This window comes from Burkholderia sp. 22088 (assembly GCF_052045915.1).
GTDB classification, from domain to species: Bacteria; Pseudomonadota; Gammaproteobacteria; order Burkholderiales; family Burkholderiaceae; genus Burkholderia; species Burkholderia cepacia.
In genome coordinates this window covers 123,988-142,346 of the sequence record NZ_JBQEPY010000019.1, presented here as the reverse complement: position 1 = coordinate 142,346, position 18,359 = coordinate 123,988, and the positions used below count along the sequence as shown (strand labels likewise).

At 67.2% G+C, this 18,359-nt stretch carries 17 protein-coding genes; 7 read left to right on the top strand and 10 right to left on the bottom strand.

Translation table 11 applies throughout. From position 1 onward, the window contains the following. Window positions 1–117: 117 nt before the first annotated feature. The 6 genes from ACTJLD_RS31575 to ACTJLD_RS31550 all read right to left on the bottom strand — a co-directional run bounded on the left by ACTJLD_RS31575 (window position 118) and on the right by ACTJLD_RS31550 (window position 7,061). A complete protein-coding gene (locus tag ACTJLD_RS31575; RefSeq protein WP_027786788.1) occupies window positions 118–2,457 on the bottom strand; it encodes a bifunctional diguanylate cyclase/phosphodiesterase in 2,340 nt (779 codons plus the stop codon). A gap of 218 nt (window positions 2,458–2,675) precedes the next feature. Then, window positions 2,676–3,557, bottom strand: a complete 882-nt coding sequence (locus tag ACTJLD_RS31570; protein WP_059697991.1) for a PhzF family phenazine biosynthesis protein — start codon at window positions 3,555–3,557, stop codon at window positions 2,676–2,678. 13 nt (window positions 3,558–3,570) lie between these two features. After that, window positions 3,571–4,029: a RidA family protein gene (locus tag ACTJLD_RS31565; RefSeq protein WP_006478174.1), complete on the bottom strand. Its 459-nt coding sequence runs from the start codon at window positions 4,027–4,029 to the stop codon at window positions 3,571–3,573. A 42-nt stretch (window positions 4,030–4,071) separates the two neighbouring features. After that, complete coding sequence (locus tag ACTJLD_RS31560; RefSeq protein WP_048025387.1) at window positions 4,072–5,253, bottom strand: aminotransferase-like domain-containing protein; 1,182 nt, start codon at window positions 5,251–5,253, stop codon at window positions 4,072–4,074. A gap of 152 nt (window positions 5,254–5,405) precedes the next feature. Further along, window positions 5,406–6,314 (bottom strand): DMT family transporter, encoded by a 909-nt coding sequence (locus ACTJLD_RS31555; RefSeq protein WP_021158543.1) that lies wholly within the window; start codon window positions 6,312–6,314, stop codon window positions 5,406–5,408. Window positions 6,315–6,368: 54 nt separating this feature from the next. Continuing rightward, window positions 6,369–7,061, bottom strand: coding sequence for a VOC family protein (locus tag ACTJLD_RS31550; protein ID WP_301764136.1), 693 nt, complete (start codon window positions 7,059–7,061; stop codon window positions 6,369–6,371). 230 nt (window positions 7,062–7,291) lie between these two features. On the opposite strand from ACTJLD_RS31550, the gene ACTJLD_RS31545 reads away from it, so the two are divergent. From ACTJLD_RS31545 to ACTJLD_RS31530, 4 genes are all read left to right on the top strand, one after another. Beyond that, window positions 7,292–8,752, top strand: coding sequence for an aminotransferase-like domain-containing protein (locus ACTJLD_RS31545; protein ID WP_027786792.1), 1,461 nt, complete (start codon window positions 7,292–7,294; stop codon window positions 8,750–8,752). A gap of 157 nt (window positions 8,753–8,909) precedes the next feature. Next, window positions 8,910–10,808, top strand: a complete 1,899-nt coding sequence (htpG, locus tag ACTJLD_RS31540) for a molecular chaperone HtpG (protein ID WP_440660586.1) — start codon at window positions 8,910–8,912, stop codon at window positions 10,806–10,808. Window positions 10,809–10,816: 8 nt separating this feature from the next. Then, window positions 10,817–11,416, top strand: coding sequence for a chorismate--pyruvate lyase family protein (locus ACTJLD_RS31535; RefSeq protein ID WP_059688871.1), 600 nt, complete (start codon window positions 10,817–10,819; stop codon window positions 11,414–11,416). Further along, window positions 11,416–11,892, top strand: coding sequence for a DNA-deoxyinosine glycosylase (locus ACTJLD_RS31530; protein ID WP_136471050.1), 477 nt, complete (start codon window positions 11,416–11,418; stop codon window positions 11,890–11,892). The genes ACTJLD_RS31535 and ACTJLD_RS31530 overlap by 1 nt, the downstream gene beginning before the upstream one ends. 44 nt (window positions 11,893–11,936) lie before the next feature. Here ACTJLD_RS31530 and ACTJLD_RS31525 read toward each other — a convergent pair whose 3' ends face one another. Then, on the bottom strand, window positions 11,937–12,191 hold the full coding sequence (locus tag ACTJLD_RS31525) for a hypothetical protein (protein WP_175863444.1): 255 nt from the start codon (window positions 12,189–12,191) through the stop codon (window positions 11,937–11,939). Window positions 12,192–12,334: 143 nt separating this feature from the next. On the opposite strand from ACTJLD_RS31525, the gene ACTJLD_RS31520 reads away from it, so the two are divergent. From ACTJLD_RS31520 to mctP, 3 genes are all read left to right on the top strand, one after another. Then, a complete protein-coding gene (locus ACTJLD_RS31520; RefSeq protein WP_060172947.1) occupies window positions 12,335–13,252 on the top strand; it encodes a hypothetical protein in 918 nt (305 codons plus the stop codon). 198 nt (window positions 13,253–13,450) lie between these two features. Beyond that, window positions 13,451–13,693: a DUF3311 domain-containing protein gene (locus ACTJLD_RS31515; protein WP_027786798.1), complete on the top strand. Its 243-nt coding sequence runs from the start codon at window positions 13,451–13,453 to the stop codon at window positions 13,691–13,693. Then, window positions 13,690–15,240, top strand: coding sequence for a monocarboxylate uptake permease MctP (gene mctP, locus ACTJLD_RS31510; RefSeq protein ID WP_440660584.1), 1,551 nt, complete (start codon window positions 13,690–13,692; stop codon window positions 15,238–15,240). Before ACTJLD_RS31515 ends, mctP begins: the two co-directional genes overlap by 4 nt. Before the next feature lie 61 nt (window positions 15,241–15,301). On the opposite strand, the gene ACTJLD_RS31505 is transcribed toward mctP, so the two are convergent. The 3 genes from ACTJLD_RS31505 to ACTJLD_RS31495 form a co-directional block, all read right to left on the bottom strand. Further along, a complete protein-coding gene (locus tag ACTJLD_RS31505) occupies window positions 15,302–15,757 on the bottom strand; it encodes a VOC family protein (protein ID WP_027786800.1) in 456 nt (151 codons plus the stop codon). Window positions 15,758–15,998: 241 nt separating this feature from the next. Next, window positions 15,999–16,952: a transaldolase gene (tal, locus tag ACTJLD_RS31500; protein WP_027786801.1), complete on the bottom strand. Its 954-nt coding sequence runs from the start codon at window positions 16,950–16,952 to the stop codon at window positions 15,999–16,001. A gap of 156 nt (window positions 16,953–17,108) precedes the next feature. Then, the gene (locus ACTJLD_RS31495; RefSeq protein WP_059697979.1) at window positions 17,109–18,320 is read right to left on the bottom strand and encodes a benzoate/H(+) symporter BenE family transporter; all 1,212 of its coding nucleotides are present in this window, start codon (window positions 18,318–18,320) and stop codon (window positions 17,109–17,111) included. Between the last annotated feature and the right edge of the window lie 39 nt (window positions 18,321–18,359).

Here is an 18,359-nt window from a genome sequence, read left to right as displayed (position 1 = left end):
GTCCGCCGCGCATCGTGACACGACCATGAGCGAAAACGCTAGTTCATGAACCAAACAATCGGATCGGAAAACGAAACAATGACGGTGCACGCAACGCCCGCCACGGCTACGGTGCGCTTACGCGCCCGTGCTGCCCGTCGCGCGGTGCGCGATCACGTTCGGTGAATCGCTGCGCACGCCGAAGCGTGCGATCAGCGCGGGAATCGCATCGGCCGGCACCGGTCGCGAGAACAGGAAGCCCTGCGCCTCGATTTCGCCGAGCGCGGACAGCCACGTGATCTGCTCCTCGGTTTCCGTGCCCTCGACGACGACGGTCAGCCCGAGCGAGCGCGCGAGATGCACGATCGACGACACCATCACGCACACGCTGCGATCGTTCGGGATCGCCTGCACGAACGAGCGGTCGACCTTCAGCGTGTCGACGGAGAAGCGGTGCAGGTACGACAGCGACGAATAGCCGGTGCCGAAATCGTCGAGTGCGATCCGGATGCCGAGTTTCTTCAGTGCGACGATCTTCTCGGACACGAGCTCCGGATATTCCATCATCGCGGTTTCGGTGATCTCGATTTCGAGCCGGTTCGCGTCGATGCCGGTTTCCTGAAGCGTGCTCGAGATCGTCTCGATCAGGTCGCCGCGCCAGAACTGCACCGGCGAGATGTTGACCGCGAGCGTCAGCGTATCGTGGCCCTCGTCGCGCCAGCGCGCGATCTGCTCGCACGCGGTGCGGATCACGAAGTCGCCGATCGGCACGATCAGGCCGGTCGATTCGGCAATCGAAATGAATTCGTTCGCGGAGATGATCCCGTGCTCCGGGTGATCCCAGCGCGCGAGCGCCTCGAAGCCGGTGATGTGGCGGTGCGTGAGGTCGATCTTCGGCTGGTATGCGAGGAACAGCTGCCCCTCGGCGAGCGCGACGCGGAGTTGCTGTTCCCAGCGCATCAGGTGGTCGGCGCGGTGCGACAGGTGCGGCGCGTAGAACTGGTAGCAGTTCTTGCCGGCGTCCTTCGCGCTGTACATCGCGAGATCGGCCTTCTTCAGCAGGTCGATCTCGCTTTCGTTCGCGACCGTGTGCAGCGCGATGCCGATGCTCGCGTGCAGGACGAACGAGCTGCCGCGCACGTCGAACGGTTCGCTGAACATCCGGATGATCGCTTCCGCGAGCCGCACCGCGCGCCGCTCGACGTCGTCGCCCTTCATCACGACGACGAACTCGTCGCCGCCGATCCGCGCGAGCGAGCCTTCGTCGCCGACCGCATCGGCCAGGCGCGACGCGGTCATCTGCAGCACGATGTCGCCGGCGTTGTGGCCGAGCGTGTCGTTGACGGTCTTGAAGTTGTCGAGGTCGATGAACAGCAGCCCGAGCCGCGACAGGCTCGTCGGCATCGACACGTCGTTGCGCAGCCCGCGCAGCGTCGCATAGCGGTTCGCGAGGCCGGTGAGCAGGTCGTATTCGGCGAGCTGCGTCATTTCCCGCTCGCGGCCGAGCAGCTTGCCGATCAGCCCCGTCGCGACGCCGAAGAACGCGAGCATCGCGAGCGTGATGAAGCTTGTCATCAGCAGGTAGACGTTGCGCGTGTGGTAGTAGTCCGCGAATTCCTCGGTCTGCGACAGCCCGACCATCACCGCGAGCGGGTAGCCGTCGAGGTGGCGGTACGACACGATGCGCGTCACGCCGTCGATCGGGTCGATGATCGTGCCCGTCACGCGCTCGGCGATCGGGTAGACGCCCGACGCCGAAAACGCGCCCGGCGCGTTGCTGACCGAGCCCGTGCGCCGCGCGAGCACGCCGCCCGTATCGGACACCACCGCGATCACGCCTTCCTTGCCGATCGCCGCGTTGTTGTAGAAGTCGTTCGTGAAGTAGCTCGGGTCTTCCGACACGACGACGATGCCCGCGAAGCTGCCGTCCGGGTTGTTCAGGCGGCGTGTCATCTGCAGCGTCCAGTGGCTCGATACGCGGCCGAGCACGGGCTTGCTGATGAAGAGGCGGTCGTCGTTGTGCGCGAGGTGGACCTTGAAGTGCTCGCGGTCGGACAGGTTGATCGGCTGCGGATGCAGCTCGGCCGTGTTCGCGAACAGGATGCCCTTCGCGTTGACGAGCGACACCTGGATCAGCGTGTCGCTCGGCACGACGCCTTTCTCGACGGCGCTCGCGAGGTTGAAGCGCGCGGGCGACTTCTCGAATTCGAACTTGACGAAGCGGGTGATCTGGTCGACCTGGTGGATCGCCTTGACCGTATGCTGCTCGAGCGCGGAGGACAGGATCGCCGCGGAAGCCGCCGCCTCCTTGTAGGCGCTGTCCTTTTCCACCGAGAGACGCGCGATGATCACAGCCCACAGCAGCGCAAGCGCCAGCATCCCGAGCAGCGGGATCGCAAATAGCGCACGCCGGCGCGATTTGCGCGGCGCGCGAAGCGGCCGGGTCGGCGGCGTGTGGTTGGACCGGGCGGAGCTCATCGAAGAGGGTGGCGTCCTGCTCGCGTGCGCCATCCGTCAGGATGGCTGGCTATGGTTCGGGTTGTCCCGACGTCTGTTCGTTCGCGGGACACGCAACCATGGACAGACCTCCGAAACAACGGATTAGGCCCGATATTACTGGCTGGAACGTTTTTGCGATAGTTGGGCGAAGCGTAGGGGGCGCCGGGCGGGCCGGCGCCATCGCACATCGCGAAATGTCACACGGGTGACAGGAAGGTGCCGTCGACGACCGTGACGACGTGGCCGCCGATCCAGGTGGTGCCGTCTTCGGCATAGCTGACGAAGATGCGGCCGTCGCGGCCGATCGCCGTACCCTGGCGGGCCGTATACGACGGGCCGGGGCGGCGCTCCTGCCGCGTCAGCAGCCCGGCCAGCGCGGCGTTTGCGCTGCCGGTGACGGGATCCTCGCCGAAGCCGAAGTTGCCGCCCGTCATCAGGCAGCGGATTTCGAACGTCGCGGGACCGCCTTCGGCGTGCGGGGCGTAGACGGCGAGGCCGTCCATGCCGTAACGGTGCGTGAGCGCCTCCAGCGCGGCCGGATCGGGCGACAGGCCGATGCACGCGTCGGCCGACTTCAGCCGCACGACCAGCCACGGCGCGCCGTTGTCGACCGCGCACGGCTCGGCTTCCAGGTCGATCGCGTCGCTGCGCAGCGCGGCAGCCAGCGCCGCGTAGTCCGAACGGTCGAGCGGCGTGACGCGGGCCGGCGGCGCGGCGAACGCCCAGCCGTCGGCCTGCTCGCGCAGCGCAACCAGGCCGACCCCGCACTGCTGGATCAGCCGGCCCGGCGTACGCGGCCGCGCGCCGCTTTCCAGGAACGCATGCGCGGTGCCGAGCGTCGGGTGGCCGGCGAACGGCAGTTCACCGGCCGTCGTGAAGATCCGGACGCGGTAGTCGGCTTCCGGATCGGTCGGCGTGCAGACGAACGTGGTTTCCGACAGGTTCGTCCAGCGGGCGATCTCGAGCATGGCGTCGTCGTCGAGCGAATCGGCGTCGAACACCACGGCGAGCGCGTTGCCCTTGAACGGCACCGACGTGAACACGTCGACCTGCTTGAAGCGGACGAGACGGCCGGGCACTGCGTTGCGCCCGTTACGCAACTTCGGCGATCAGCTCGATCTCGACGCACGCGCCGAGCGGGATCTGCGCGACGCCGAAAGCCGAGCGTGCGTGCTTGCCCGCGTCGCCGAACACTTCGGCGATCAGTTCCGACGCGCCGTTCGTCACGACGTGCTGTTCGGTGAAGTCGAGCGTCGAGTTGACGAGGCTCATCAGCTTGACGATGCGCGTGACCTTGTTCAGGTCGCCGGTGTGTGCGTGCAGCGTCGCGAGCAGGTCGATCGCGATCGAGCGCGCGGCCGCCTTGCCGTCTTCCGTCTGCAGATCCGCGCCGAGCTTGCCGGCCCAGACCTTGCCGTCCTTCTTCGCGATGTGGCCCGACAGGTAGACCGTATTGCCGCTTTGCGCGCTCATCACGTAGGCGGCGGCCGGTGCGCCGGCGGTCGGGAGCTCGATGCCGAGCGACTTCAGCTTGTCGTAGACGTTAGCCATGGATTCGATTCCTCGTAGAGAGTCGTGACAGGAAAAAGGGGATCAGAGGCGCTCGCGCAGCAGCTTGCCGAGGCGAGCGACGCCTTCCTCGATCTTCTCGGGCGGCACCGTCACGAACGACAGGCGCAGCGTGTTCTGCTGCGCGTTGTCCGCGAAGAACGGCGCGCCCGGCACGAAGGCGACGTGGTTGTCGACGGCCGCGGCGAGCAGCTTCATGCTGTCGATCTGCGCGGGCAGGTTCACCCAGATGAACATCCCGCCTTCCGGCCGGTTCCACGTGACGCCTTCCGGCATGTGGCGCTCGAGCGAGCCGAGCATCGCGTCGCACTGCGCGCTGTACAGCTCGCGGATCGTCGGGATGTGCTCGTCGAGGAAACCGTCCTTGATCACTTCGTGCGCGATGCGCTGCGTGAGCGTCGGCGTGTGCAGGTCGGTGGCCTGCTTGGCCTGCACGAGCTTGAAGTGGAGTTCCTCGGGCGCAATGATGTAGCCGATCCGCAGGCCCGGCGCGAGCACCTTCGAGAACGTGCCGAGGTGCACGACGTGATCGGGCGCCATCGACAGCATCGTCGGCAGCGGCTCGCCGCGGTAGTTCAGCGCGCCGTACGGATCGTCTTCCAGCACCGGGAACGGGCTCGACTGCGCGAACGCGGCGAGCGCGCGGCGGCGCTCGACGGGCAGGCGGCGGCCGGTCGGGTTCTGGAAGTTCGGCTGCGCGTACAGCAGGCGCGCGCCTTGCGTGAGTTCCGGCGTCAGGCCTTCCGGCAGCAGGCCCTGCTCGTCGGTCGGCACCTGCACGTAGCGCGGCTCGTACAGCGAGAACGACTGCAGTGCGCCGAGGTAGGTCGGGGTTTCGACGAGGATCGGGCTGCCCGGATCGACGAGCGCCTTGCCGAGCAGGTCGAGCGCCTGCTGCGAGCCGGTCGTGATAAGCACCTGCGACACGCGCACGCTGTAGCGCTCGGCGATCCATTCGCGCAGCGGCAGGTAGCCTTCGGTCGCGCTGTACTGGAGCGCGGCGGCCGGCGCGTCGCGCAGCACGCGATCGGCGGCGGCGCGCATGCGTTCGGCCGGGAACGTCGCGGGGGCGGGCAGGCCGCCGGCGAACGAGATGACCTCGGGGCGTTCCGTGACCTTCAGGATTTCGCGGATCGCAGAGCTCGTCAGCTTGCGGGCGCGTTCGGAAAGCTGCCAGTGCGGCGGATGCAGGTCGCTCGGATTCATAGTCTCCTCGTTCGGATATCGTGGTCAGTCAAGAAAGGTCGTTCGGGCAAATCGCTTCGACGCTGCCGGGTGGGCATGCGCGAGCGCGATCGAGCCTTCGCGGCCGGGTGGGCAAAACCGATCTGGCAAAACGTCCATTATGGCGCACCTGTTCAGCCGGCGCGAGCCGGTTGCGCGGCCGTGGCGACTGCCGAGCGGCGCCCGAGCACCACGGTGGCGATCACCGCGGCCGCGAACAGCCACGTGGACGACGTGACCGTTTCGCCGAACAGCAGCGCGGAAAAGGCGATCGTGAAGAAAATCTGCAGCAGTTGCACCTGGCCCACGCGCGCGATGCCGCCCATCGCGAGCCCCGCGTACCACGCGAAAAAGCCGATGAATTGAGAAAAGAGGGTCACGTAGCCGAAGGCGAGCCACGTGCGCAGGGCGAGCGGGCCCGGATGTGCGGCATGCTGCATCCATGCGAGCCAGCCGACCGGCAGCACGAGGAACGGCGCGGACACGACGAGCGCCCAGCAGATCACCTGCCAGCCGCCGATCTGGCGCGCGAGGCGCGCGCCTTCCGCATAACCGAGCGCGCCGATGCCGACCGCGACGAGCATCAGCGCGTCGCCGGCCTGCACGGTGCCGCCGCCGTCGCGCAGCGCGAACGCGATCACGAGCGCGCTGCCGGCCACCGCGCTGGCCCAGAACGCCTTCGATGGCCGCTCGTGCGACAGCCATGCCGCGTACAGCGCGACGAACAGCGGCTGGAGGCCGTTGACCACCGCGCCGTGCGACGCCGGTACCGATTTCATCGCCCACGCGGAGAACACCGGATACGCGATGATCACGCCCGCCGACGTGATCGCGAGGCTTTTCAGTTGCGCGCGGGTCGGCAGCGGCTCGCGGCGCCACCACAGCAGCAGGCCGGCCGGTACGGCGGCGGCGAGCGCGCGGCCGAGCCCGTTGAGCAGCGGATGGAGTTCGGAGACGACGATCCGCGTCATCGGCAGCGTCAGGCTGAAGATCATGACGCCGATGAGGCCGAGCAGCATGCCTCGGGTTTCGCGCGAATTCATGGGGTAAGTGTCTCCGTGTTGCCGGTATTGGGGTGGGATCGGGGCGGCGGGAGCTCAGCGCAGCGTGCGCGGGCCCTGCGGCGTGTCGAATTCGGCGACGAGCGCGGGCGGGCCGTCGGCGGCTTCGAGGTCGAGCAGGTGGGCGGCGCCGAGCCAGTCGAGCTGCTCGCGGACAGCGTCGGCACGCGGGTGGGTGCCCTTGAGCGCCTTCAGCGCGATGCCGTTATCCGGCAGCGACTCGGCCGGGTGGCGCGGGCTGTCCCACTGGATCAGCGACGGCACGAGCCCGTCGCCCGCGCCTTGCCACGCGGGGAATGCGCCGTCGTCGGGCACGGTGAGGCCCCAGCTCAGGTCGCCGCGCCGCATCGCGACGACCGGCGCGATGCGTGCCGGGTACTGGCTCTGCCACAGCGCGAGCTGGCGCGGACGGTCGACGCGCGCGACCCAGTGCGCGAGAAACGGGCCTTGCGCGAGCCGCGCGTGCATGGCCGGCTCGTCGAGCGCGAACAGCCGGGCGCGCGGCGGCTCGGCGCCGTCGTTCGGCGCCGGCGCGTCGGGGTCGATCGCGATCACCTCGAGGTACAGCCCGCCCCACGCGCCGAACAGCGCGTTGTGGGTTCGCATCAGCGGGTGGCGGCCGCCGCCGGCCGGTTCGATGCCGAGCGCGTCGGCGACATGGCGTACGCCTTCGTCGAGCGTACGCGCGGCGATCACGAGATGGTCGAGTGTCAGGGAGCGGGCTGGCATGAACGTCGGTCGGGAAGCGAAAGTGTCATGGTGGGCGGGCGAGGCGCCGGGCGGTGGCCGAACCGGCCGGCATACCGGCCGCGATGCGGGCCGGTGGGCGCTGTGCCGGGTGCGGCGCTGCCGGAACGGCAGCCGCACGGTCGCCAGTCCGGTCAACTGTAATCGTCGCTACCGGCACAGTAACGGTACAATCGGCGCGATAGCCTTCGGTACAGTTGGAGCTGCCGCCCATGTCCACCGTCCCACTCGCCCAGATTCCCGCGCCGCACGATACGGCCACGCTCACGCTCGTCGACCAGCTGGTCCAGTGGGCGCGGCGGCGTATCGACGAACGCGTGTTCCGGCCCGGCATGCGGATGCCGTCGATCCGCAAGCTCGCGCTCGACAAGAGCGTATCCCGCTTCACCGTCGTCGAGGCCTATGAGCGGCTCGTCGCGCAGGGCTATCTCGACTCGCGGCGCGGCTCGGGTTTCTACGTGCGCGAGCGCACGGCCGCCGGCCCGCAGCCGGCCGACAGCGTCGCGCGCGTGGCCGAGGCCGCGCCGGTGCACAACACGATCGACGTCGTCTGGCTGCTGCGCAACATGCTGCACACCGTCAGCCCGGAAAAGGGGCCGGGTCTCGGCTATCTGCCGGGCCGCTGGCTCGACGGCGAACTGATTACCGGCGCGCTGCGCGCGCTCGGGCGCCAGTCCGGCGCGCAGATGCTCGGCTTCGGCACCGCGCAGGGCTTCCTGCCGCTGCGCCAGCAACTGCAGACGCGCCTCGCCGAAGTGGAGATCGGCGCGAAACCCGAGCAGATCGTGCTCGTCTCGGGGATCACGCAGGCGATCGACCTGATTTCGCGGATCTACATGCGGCCTGGCGACGCGGTGATCGTCGGCGATCCGGCCTGGTTCCAGATGTTCGGGCGTTTCGCGGCGCAGGGCGCGCAACTCGTCGGGATGCCTTACACGCCCGACGGCCCCGATCTCGACGCGCTCGAAACCCTGGTGCAGATGTGGCGGCCGAAGATGCTCGTGATCAACTCGGTGCTGCAGAACCCGACCGGCACGTCGCTGTCGGCCGCGCAGGCGTTCCGGATCCTGAAGCTCGCGGAGGCGTACGACTTCCTCGTCGTCGAGGACGACGTGTACGGCGACCTGTGCCCGCCGAGCTATCCGGCCACGCGCCTCGCGAGCCTCGACCAGCTGAAGCGCGTGATCTACCTCGGCAGCTATTCGAAGACGCTCGCGGCGAACCTGCGGGTCGGCTATGTCGCGTGCGCGCCGGAGATCGCGAAGGCGGTTACCGACCAGAAGATGCTGGTCGGGATGACGACGCCCGAGCTCAACGAGCGCGTGCTCTACAAGATCCTGACCGAAGGGCATTACCGGCGCCACGTCGAGCGGCTGCGCGCGCGGCTCGACGGCGTGCGCGACAAGACCGCGCGGATGCTCGAGCGCACCGGGCTCGGCCTCTTCACGATGCCGGCGGCCGGGATGTTCCTGTGGGCCGACACGGGCGTCGACTCCGACGCGCTCGCGGCGGTCGCGCACGAGGCCGGCTTTCTGCTGACGCCGGGCAGCCTGTTCTCGCCGCAGCAATCGCCGTCGACGTGGATGCGCTTCAACGTCGCGAACTGCGGCGATCCGGCGCTGCCGGGGCTGCTGTCGCGCTATATCGATTCGGCCGTACGCCGCGCGTCGTGACCCGGCGCGGCACGCCGGCCCTTGAAATCGGGCGTGCGATCCCCAGATACGCGCGCAAACCGCTTGCGCCAGGCGGTGGCCCTTCAGGGCCGTCCGGCATCGCGCACCGGGCGCCTGCGCCACACCATTCAAGTTCAAGTAAGAGGAAACAGCATCCATGGCACATGAAACGATGAGCTTTCAGGCAGAGGTCAAGCAACTTCTCCACCTGATGATCCATTCGCTCTACAGCAACAAGGAAATCTTCCTGCGCGAACTGGTGTCGAACGCGTCCGACGCGGCCGACAAGCTGCGTTTCGAGGCGCTCGCGGACAACGCGCTGTACGAGAACGATCCGAACCTGCGCATCCGCATCGGCTTCGACAAGGCCGCACGCACGATCACGATCGAGGACAACGGCATCGGCATGAGCCGCGACGAGGCGATCGCGAACCTCGGCACGATCGCGCGTTCGGGCACCAAGGAATTCTTCACGAAGCTGTCCGGCGACCAGCAGAAGGACGCGGCGCTGATCGGCCAGTTCGGCGTCGGTTTCTACTCGGGCTTCATCGTCGCGGACAAGATCACCGTCGAGACCCGCCGCGCGGGCCTGCCGGAGAACGAAGCCGTGCGCTGGGAAAGCGCGGGCGAGGGCGACTTCACGATCGACGCGATCGAGCGCGCGCAGCGCGGCACGACGATCACGCTGCACCTGCGCGAAGGCGAGGACGAGCTGCTGTCGTCGCACCGCCTGAAGTCGATCATCCAGAAGTATTCCGATCACATCGCGCTGCCGATCCTGATGCAGAAGGAAGAGTGGGATCAGGAAAAGGGCGAGATGGTCCTGAAGGACGAGGACGAGACCGTCAACCAGGCGAGCGCGCTGTGGACGCGTTCGAAGAGCGACGTCACCGACGAGCAGTACACGCAGTTCTACCAGCACATCGCGCACGACCACCAGGATCCGCTCACGTGGACGCACAACCGCGTCGAGGGCCGCAGCGAATACACGCAGCTGCTGTTCGTGCCGGCGCACGCGCCGTTCGACCTGTGGAACCGCGACTACCGCGGCGGCCTGAAGCTGTACGTGAAGCGCGTGTTCATCATGGACGACGCCGAGCAGCTGCTGCCGCAATACCTGCGCTTCGTGAAGGGCGTCGTCGATTCGGCCGACCTGCCGCTGAACGTGTCGCGTGAAATCCTGCAGGAAAGCCGCGACGTGAAGGCGATCCGCGAAGGCGTGACCAAGCGCGCGCTGTCGATGCTCGAGGAACTCGCGAACGCGGAAGAGGATGCCGGCAAGGAGAAGTACAAGACGTTCTGGGGCGCGTTCGGCCAGGTGCTGAAGGAAGGCCTCGGCGAGGATCACGCGAACCGCGAGCGCATCGCGAAGCTGCTGCGCTTCGCGTCGACGCACGGCGACACCGACGCGCAGGACGTGTCGCTCGCCGACTACGTGTCGCGCATGAAGCCCGAGCAGAGCAAGATCTACTACGTGACGGCCGATACGTGGCAGGCCGCGAAGAACAGCCCGCACCTTGAAGTGTTCCGCAAGAAGGGCGTCGAGGTGCTGCTGCTGACCGACCGCGTCGACGAATGGATGCTGTCGTTCCTGCATGAATTCGACGGCAAGCCGCTCGCGAGCGTGGCGCGCGGCGACCTCGACCTCGGCGAGCTGAACGACGAAGAGAAGAAGGCGCAGGAAGAAGCGGGCGAGGCGATCAAGCCTGTCGTCGAGAAGATGAAGGAAGCGCTCGGCGACAAGGTGAAGGAAGTGCGCGTCACGTTCCGCCTGACCGATTCGCCGTCGTGCCTCGTCGCCGACGACAACGACATGAGCGGCTACCTGCAGCGGATGCTGAAGGCGGCCGGCCAGAATGCGCCGGCGATGCAGCCGATCCTCGAGATCAACCCGGAGCACGCGCTCGTCAAGCAACTGAAGGCCGACAGCGCCGATTTCGGCGACTGGGCCCATCTGTTGTTCGATCAGGCGCTGCTGGCCGAAGGCGGCATGCTGGACGATCCGGCGAGCTTCGTGAAGCGGACCAACGCGCTGCTGCTGTCGCGCACCGCGTGAACGCGCGTTTGCGATTCGACGGCGGGCAGGCCGGCTGGCGCGAGACGCCGCGGCCTGGCTGCACGCTCGACCAGCGCGACTGGCTGACGCGCGGCGGATCGCTGACCGCGCACCTCGCGCGGCTCGGCCGCGTGAACGTGCGGGTGACGCGCGAGGCCGTCGACTGCCCGTGGTTCGACGAGCCGGACGCGCTCGCCAGTTCGCCGCGCGCGCCGATGTGGGTGCGCGAGGTGATCCTGTCGGTCGACGGCACGCCTTTTGTTGCCGCGCACAGCATCGCGCCGCTCGCGGCCAGCAAGGGCGTGTGGCAGGCAATGCGGCGGCTGCGCACGCGGCCGCTGGCTGAGTTGCTGTACAGCGATCCGCAGGTCGAACGTTCTGCGCTCGTCAGCCGGCGTGTGATCGCCGGCCATCCGCTGTATGCGCTCGCGAGTCATGCGCTCGGCGCGGGCGTGCGCGCGCCGCATGCGTTTGCCGCGCGACGCTCGGTGTTTCAGCGTCACGGCAAGCCGTTGATGGTCACCGAATGCATGCTGCCGGCGCTGTGGCGTCATCTCGATGCGCACGGCGACGGGCCCCGGTCCGTCGGGCCGCGTGGAGACGCATGATGCTGCAGGGGTTTGCGCCGGTCGTCGGGCCGGATACGCACACGATGATCCTCGGCAGCTTTCCGGGCGAGGCTTCGCTCGATGCCGCGCAGTATTACGCGCATCCGCGCAACCAGTTCTGGCGGTTGCTGGGGGCGGTGCTCGGCGAGCCGACGCTTCATGACCTGCCGTACGATGCGCGGCTCGTGTGCGTGCTTTCGCATGGCATCGGCATCTGGGACGTGCTCGATGCATGCCATCGGAAAGGCAGTCTCGACTCGGCGATCCGGAATGCGAAGCCGAACGACTTCGATTCGTTGCGGGAACATGCGCCGTTGCTCAAGCGCGTGTGCTTCAACGGCAAGACGGCAGGGCGGTTCGCCGACGTGATCGGCCACGCCGGATACGACACGCTCGTGCTGCCTTCGTCGAGTCCGGCGAATGCAATGTTGTCGTTCGAGCAGAAGCTCGCGCAGTGGCGGGGGATTCGCGACTGATTGCGGCGCGAGGGGGCGAGGCGGGCAGCCATCGTGCGCGACGCTCAATCGTCCTCGCCCCATCTCCATCTGGGCTTCTCGCCCTTGATCCAGCACACCATGGTCAGCAGTGCGACCAGCACCACGATGCACACGCCGTAGGCGAACGGTGAACGGTGAGGCGGCGCCAGCCATGCGCTCGCGATGATCCCGAGCGCGAACAGCACCAGCACGACCCAGCCCTGCCACGCAACCGGCAATCCCCAGCCCCATCCGTAGCGTTTCGCCGGAAACCAGATCTTCCTGTTGGTTGAGGTCATGTTTCCTCCTTCGAGCGATGAATGCCGTGTATCGCCAACGGGATTCGAAGTCGGGTGCGGCCGGGCGCGCCTCGCGGCTGCCATCCCCCACCAATGCTATCCTCTCGTCCGCTAAAACCAGCGTCACCCAGCGAGATTCAATCATGACCCGACTGATCAAGCGCGCGTCCGCCGAGGCGCGCGCGTTCAAGAATCGCAAGCCGTCCTCCTACAACGGCTCCGAAAAACTCCAGCCGCCACGCGTGAAGCGCCGCCCGGACATCGACGAACACGACGACGTGCCCGTGCTCGAAGCGCCGCGCAAGCCGCGCTTCGCGCCCGTCACGTTCTCGGAAGAGGGCGGCGTGCGCTTCCTGCACTTCGGCACCGAGTGGGTACAGGGTGCGATGCGGATCTCGAAGCCGCTGCACATCGAGCTCGAATACGCGCAGCAGATGATGGCGTGGCTGCTGTTCCTCGAAACGCCCGGGCGGATCGTCCAGCTCGGGCTCGGTACCGGCGCGCTGACCAAGTTCTCGCACCGCTTCCTCCCGCAAGCAAAGGTCGAGGCCGTCGAGCTGAACCCGGCCGTGATCGTCGCCGCGCGCACGATGTTCGCGATGCCGCCCGACGACGCACGTCTCGTCGTGCACGAAGCCGACGCGTGGGACTTCGTCAACGACCCGGCCAACCGCGGCACGACGGGCGCGATCCAGATCGACCTGTACGACGCGACCGCGCGCGGCCCGGTGCTCGACAGCGTCGCGTTCTACCGTGCGGTGCGCGGCTGCCTTGCCGACGCGGGCATCGCGACGATCAACCTGTTCGGCGATCATCCGAGCTTCGTGCGCAACATGAAGCACCTGAACGCGGCGTTCGATCATCGCGTGATCGCGCTGCCGGAAGTGCATGACGGCAACCGCATCGCGATCGCGTTCTCGGGCCCCGCGCTCGACGTGTCGTTCGCGCAGCTCGACGCGCGTGCGAAGCTGATCGAGGACACGCTGAAGCTGCCCGCACGCAAGTGGGTGAAAGCTTTGAAAGAAACGACCGGCGCGCGCGATACCTCGTTCGCGATCTGACGTTTCAGGCACCGGCGGCAGGCCGGTGCAACCACGCGGCAAGGGGCGGATCACCTCGGGTTCGCCCCCGCTTGACCGCGTGCTCGCGGCTCCTATACTGGCGCGAAGCCAGGGGAGCCGCAGCCTACCCGTTTTGCGCTCCTCTCGGCGCCGTACCCGCTCAACAAGATCGATAACCGGGAAAGAAGAGGAGACGTCATGGCTCACGATGCCGACGCCAACCGGGCCGCCAAGCGCTGGCTCTGGCTGCTGGTACTGCCGTTGATCGCGATGGTCTGGGTACCGTCGTACAGCAAGATCGAACCGCAGGTGTTCGGTTTTCCGTTTTTCTACTGGTACCAGCTGCTTTGGGTCTTCATCAGCGCGGTGATCACCGCGTTCGTGTACTTCAAGACCAAGAACGCGTGGAAGGCGAGCGGCCCGCAGGGAGGTGCACGATGAATCTCGGCGCAACCTTCGTCTTCGTCCTGCTGTTCATCGGCGTCACGATCATCGGTTTCCTGGCCGCGAACTGGCGGCGCGGCGATCTCGCCCATCTCGACGAGTGGGGCCTCGGCGGACGCCGCTTCGGCACGATCGTCACGTGGTTCCTGCTCGGCGGCGACCTCTATACGGCGTACACGTTCGTCGCGGTGCCCGCGCTCGTGTTCGGCGCCGGTGCGATGGGTTTCTTCGCGCTGCCCTATACGATCCTGATCTATCCGTTCGCGTTCGTCGTGTTCCCGAAGCTGTGGAGCATCGCGAAGCGGCACGGCTACGTGACGGCCGCCGACTTCGTCAACGCGCGCTACGGCAGCCGGATGCTCGCGCTCGCGATCGCGGTGACGGGCATCCTCGCGACGATGCCGTACATCGCGCTGCAGCTCGTCGGCATCGAAGTGGTGATCGGCGCGCTCGGTTTCGACACGACCGGCTTCGTCGGCGACCTGCCGCTGATCATCGCGTTCGCGATCCTCGCCGCGTACACGTACACGTCGGGCCTGCGCGCGCCCGCGATGATCGCGATCGTCAAGGACATCCTGATCTACATCACGATCGCCGCGGCGGTCATCGTGATCCCGGCGAAGCTCGGCGGCTTCGGACACATCTTCGCGTCGGTGCCGCCGGCCAAGCTGCTGCTGAAGGCGCCCGACGCGACGAGCCTGAACGGCTACAGCGCGTACGCGACGCTCGCGATCGGCTCGGCGCTCGCGTTGTTCCTGTATCCGCACTCGGTCACGGCGATCCTGTCGTCGTCGTCCGGCAACTCGATCCGCCGCAACATGGCGATGCTGCCCGCGTACTCGTTCGTGCTCGGCCTGCTCGCGCTGCTCGGCTACATGGCGCTCGCGGCGGGCGTGAAGGACATGCCGCAGTACGCGCCGTACTTCAAGGCGTTCGGCCCGAACTTCGCGGTGCCCGCGCTGTTCCTCGAGTATTTCCCGTCGTGGTTCGTCGGCGTCGCGTTCGCGGCGATCGGCATCGGCGCGCTGGTGCCCGCGGCCATCATGTCGATTGCGGCCGCGAACCTGTACACGCGCAACATTCACCGCGAGTTCGTGAACCGCAACATGTCGCACGAGCAGGAGACGCACGTCGCGAAGCTCGTGTCGCTGATCGTGAAGGTCGGCGCGGTCGCGTTCATCCTCGGGCTGCCGCTGACCTATGCGATCCAGCTGCAGCTGCTCGGCGGGATCTGGATCATCCAGACGCTTCCCGCGATCGTGCTCGGCCTCTACACGCGCGTGCTCGACCATCGCGGCCTGCTGGCCGGCTGGGCGGCCGGCATCGTGTGCGGCACGTGGATGGCGATTTCGCTGAAGCTGGCCGGATCGATCTTCACGATCCACCTGTTCGGTCTCGCGATTCCCGGCTACGCGGCCGTGTGGTCGCTGATCGTGAACCTGGTGGTGGCGGTGGTGGTGAGCGTGCTGGTGCGCGTGATGGGCATGGCGCATGCGGAGGATCGCACGCGGCCGGAGGACTATCTCGACGTCGTCGAAGGCTGAGACGGACGACGCGCGGTAACGAAAACGCCCGCCACCTCACGGTGGCGGGCGTTTTCCTGCGTCAGCCCTGCGCGCGTTTCGCGAGCTCCTCGCGCTGCGACAGGTCTTCGACGTTGACCATCCAGTGCACGCCGAAGCGATCCTTGGCCATCCCGAAGCCGAGCGCCCAGAACGTCTTGCCGAACGGCATCGTCACTTCGCCGCCGTCGGCGAGCGCATTGAACAGCTTCTGGCCTTCCTCGACCGTCTCCGGGTTCAGCGACAGCGAATAGCCGGCGTGCGCGGCGCCTGCCGGCTGGCTGCAGTCGCCGTCCGAGCACATGATCATCGAGTCGCCGATCGTGAAGCTCGCATGCATCACCTTGTCGCCCATCTCCGGCGCCATCGGGTAGTCGGGATTCGGCGGCGCGTCCTTGAAGTGCATCTTGAACATCGTCTTCGCACCGAGTGCCTTTTCGTAGAACTGAAGGGCTTCGTCGGCACGACCGTAGAACGTCAGGTACGGTTGAACTTGCATCGTTGTCTCCTGTGATGAGCCGGCCTGCGCATCTGCGCGGGTTCGGCGTCGAACAAGACTGACCGGGAAAAGGGGGCATCGGGAGGCGGCCGCCGCACCCGTGACGTGGATTGTAGTGCGCGTACTTGACGATGGAATGAAAAATAAAAACGGCCGCGAACATGACGTTCGCGGCCGTGTACGTCGCGCTTGCTGACGGCTGTTGTCAGTGTTGCCGACAGCCGCTGACGCGTATTGCGGCTCAGCGCAGCGAGTCGATCAGCTTCTCGAGCTTCACCGCATCGGCGGCGAATACGCGGATGCCTTCGGCGAGCTTTTCGGTTGCCATCGCGTCGTCGTTCAGCTGGAAGCGGAACGCTGCCTCGTCGATCGCGACACGCGCGGCGGGCTTGTCGTGCAGCGCTTCCGGCGACAGCTTGCGCGTGACCGTCTCATTGCTGTCCTGCAGCTTCTGCAGCAAATCGGGACTGATCGTCAGCAGGTCGCAGCCGGCGAGTTCGGTGATCTGGCTGGTCGTGCGGAAGCTCGCGCCCATCACTTCGGTCTTGTAGCCGAACGTCTTGTAGTACGTGTAGATGCGGCGCACCGACTGCACGCCCGGATCGTTCGCGCCGCCGTCCTTCTCTTCATTCCACTCCGCGCCGGCCTGCTTCTTGAACCAGTCGTAGATGCGGCCGACGAACGGCGAGATCAGCTGCGCGCCGGCTTCCGCGCAGGCGGCGGCCTGCACGAGCGAGAAAAGCAGGGTCATGTTGCACTTGATCCCGTCCTTCTGCAGCACTTCGGCCGCGCGGATGCCTTCCCACGTCGACGCGAGCTTGATCAGGATGCGCTCGCGGCCGATGCCGGCTGCTTCGTACAGCTTGATGAGCTCGCGGCCCTTGTCGATCGAGCGCTGGGTGTCGAACGACAGGCGCGCGTCGACCTCGGTCGACACGCGGCCCGGGATCAGCTTCAGGATCTCGGTGCCGAATGCGATCAGCAGGCGGTCGATGATGAAGTCGGTGCTTTCGTTGCGATGATCGCGGACGGTTTTCTCGAGGATCGGCTTGTACGCGTCCTTCTGGACGGCCTTCAGGATCAGCGAAGGGTTCGTGGTCGCGTCCTGCGGCTGGTATTGCGCAAGCTGCTGGAAATCGCCCGTGTCGGCGACGACGGTCGTGTACTGCTTCAGCTGGTCGAGTGCGGTAGTCATGGCGATTCGGAAGAAGGGCGCAAGGCGCCGGGTTCTCACGGGCCGCGCGAGCGCGGCGGCGAAGCGAAGCGGCGCCGGGCGCCGCTTCCAAGCCATCATTCTAGGCCCGATTCGCGTCGAGCACGTTTTGGCATGTCCGGCGAGCGCCGTGCCGCATTACGCGGGGCGGCGCGCGTTCAGGATCACCTGCGTGACGATCCCCGCGACGAGCCCCCAGAAGGCCGAGCCGATCGACAGCAGCGTGAGGCCCGACGCGGTGACCATGAACGTGACGAGTGCGGCTTCGCGCTGCTTCACGTCCTGCATCGCGTTCGCGAGGCCGCTCATGATCGAGCCGAACAACGCGAGCGCGGCGACCGACACGACGAGCGCCTTCGGCAGCGCCGCGAACAGCGCGGCGATCGTCGCGCCGAAGACACCGGCGACCAGGTAGAACATGCCGCACCACACGGCGGCCGTGTAACGCTTCGCGTGATCCTCGTGCGCTTCCGGGCCCGTGCAGATCGCGGCCGTGATCGCCGCGAGGTTCACGCCGTGCGAGCCGAACGGCGCGAGCAGCAGCGATGCGAGGCCGGTGGTCGCGATCAGCGGCGACGACGGGGTCTGATAACCGTCCGCGCGCAGCACCGCGATGCCCGGCACGTTCTGCGACGCCATCGCGACGACGAACAGCGGAATGCCGATGCTGACGATCGACGCGATCGAGAACGCCGGCATCGTGAACACGGGCTTCGCGAACGCGATGTGAAAGCCGCTGAAGTCGAGCAGGCCGAGGCCGCCGGCCACCGCCGTGCCGACGATCAGCGTCGTCGGAATCGCATAGCGCGGCGCGAGCCGCTTGACGATCAGGTACGTGAAGAACATCGCGAGCACGAGCGCGGTCTGGAACTGCGCGGCGCGGAAGATCTCGATGCCGATCTCGAACAGGATGCCCGCGAGCAGGGCGGCGGCGATGCCGGCCGGAATCTTGCGCATCAGCGTGTCGAACAGCCCGCTCACGCCGACGGCCGTCAGCAGCACCGCGCAGACGACGAATGCGCCGATCGCCTCGGGGTAGGGCACGCCGGGCAGCGACGCGATCAGCAGCGCGGCGCCGGGCGTCGACCACGCGACGACGACGGGCGCGCGAAAACGCAGCGACAGGCCGATCGTCGTCAGCGCCATGCCGATCGACAGCGCCCAGATCCACGACGAGATCTGCGCATCGGTGAGGTGGGCGGCGCGGCCGGCCTGGAACATCAGCACGAGCGAGCTCGTGTAGCCGGTCATCATCGCGACGAAGCCGGCGACGAGCGCGGACACGGACGTATCGGCAAAAAAACGGCGGCCGCCGGCGCGGCTGGCGCTCGCGGTGGGCGAGGGGTTCATGCTATCTCCGGGGGGAGGCCGCTCGGAGGCGACCTTCGT

What these genes read in the sequence shown, in the direction of transcription:
- ACTJLD_RS31575 (WP_027786788.1), bottom strand. Translation starts at nt 2,457, where the DNA reads ATGAGCTCCGCCCGGTCCAACCACACGCCGCCGACCCGGCCGCTTCGC.
- ACTJLD_RS31565 (WP_006478174.1), bottom strand. Translation starts at nt 4,029, where the DNA reads ATGGCTAACGTCTACGACAAGCTGAAGTCGCTCGGCATCGAGCTCCCG.
- ACTJLD_RS31560 (WP_048025387.1), bottom strand. Translation starts at nt 5,253, where the DNA reads ATGAATCCGAGCGACCTGCATCCGCCGCACTGGCAGCTTTCCGAACGC.
- ACTJLD_RS31555 (WP_021158543.1), bottom strand. Translation starts at nt 6,314, where the DNA reads ATGAATTCGCGCGAAACCCGAGGCATGCTGCTCGGCCTCATCGGCGTC.
- ACTJLD_RS31550 (WP_301764136.1), bottom strand. Translation starts at nt 7,061, where the DNA reads ATGCCAGCCCGCTCCCTGACACTCGACCATCTCGTGATCGCCGCGCGT.
- ACTJLD_RS31545 (WP_027786792.1), top strand. Translation starts at nt 7,292, where the DNA reads ATGTCCACCGTCCCACTCGCCCAGATTCCCGCGCCGCACGATACGGCC.
- htpG (WP_440660586.1), top strand. Translation starts at nt 8,910, where the DNA reads ATGGCACATGAAACGATGAGCTTTCAGGCAGAGGTCAAGCAACTTCTC.
- ACTJLD_RS31530 (WP_136471050.1), top strand. Translation starts at nt 11,416, where the DNA reads ATGCTGCAGGGGTTTGCGCCGGTCGTCGGGCCGGATACGCACACGATG.
- ACTJLD_RS31525 (WP_175863444.1), bottom strand. Translation starts at nt 12,191, where the DNA reads ATGACCTCAACCAACAGGAAGATCTGGTTTCCGGCGAAACGCTACGGA.
- ACTJLD_RS31520 (WP_060172947.1), top strand. Translation starts at nt 12,335, where the DNA reads ATGACCCGACTGATCAAGCGCGCGTCCGCCGAGGCGCGCGCGTTCAAG.
- ACTJLD_RS31515 (WP_027786798.1), top strand. Translation starts at nt 13,451, where the DNA reads ATGGCTCACGATGCCGACGCCAACCGGGCCGCCAAGCGCTGGCTCTGG.
- mctP (WP_440660584.1), top strand. Translation starts at nt 13,690, where the DNA reads ATGAATCTCGGCGCAACCTTCGTCTTCGTCCTGCTGTTCATCGGCGTC.
- ACTJLD_RS31505 (WP_027786800.1), bottom strand. Translation starts at nt 15,757, where the DNA reads ATGCAAGTTCAACCGTACCTGACGTTCTACGGTCGTGCCGACGAAGCC.
- tal (WP_027786801.1), bottom strand. Translation starts at nt 16,952, where the DNA reads ATGACTACCGCACTCGACCAGCTGAAGCAGTACACGACCGTCGTCGCC.
- ACTJLD_RS31495 (WP_059697979.1), bottom strand. Translation starts at nt 18,320, where the DNA reads ATGAACCCCTCGCCCACCGCGAGCGCCAGCCGCGCCGGCGGCCGCCGT.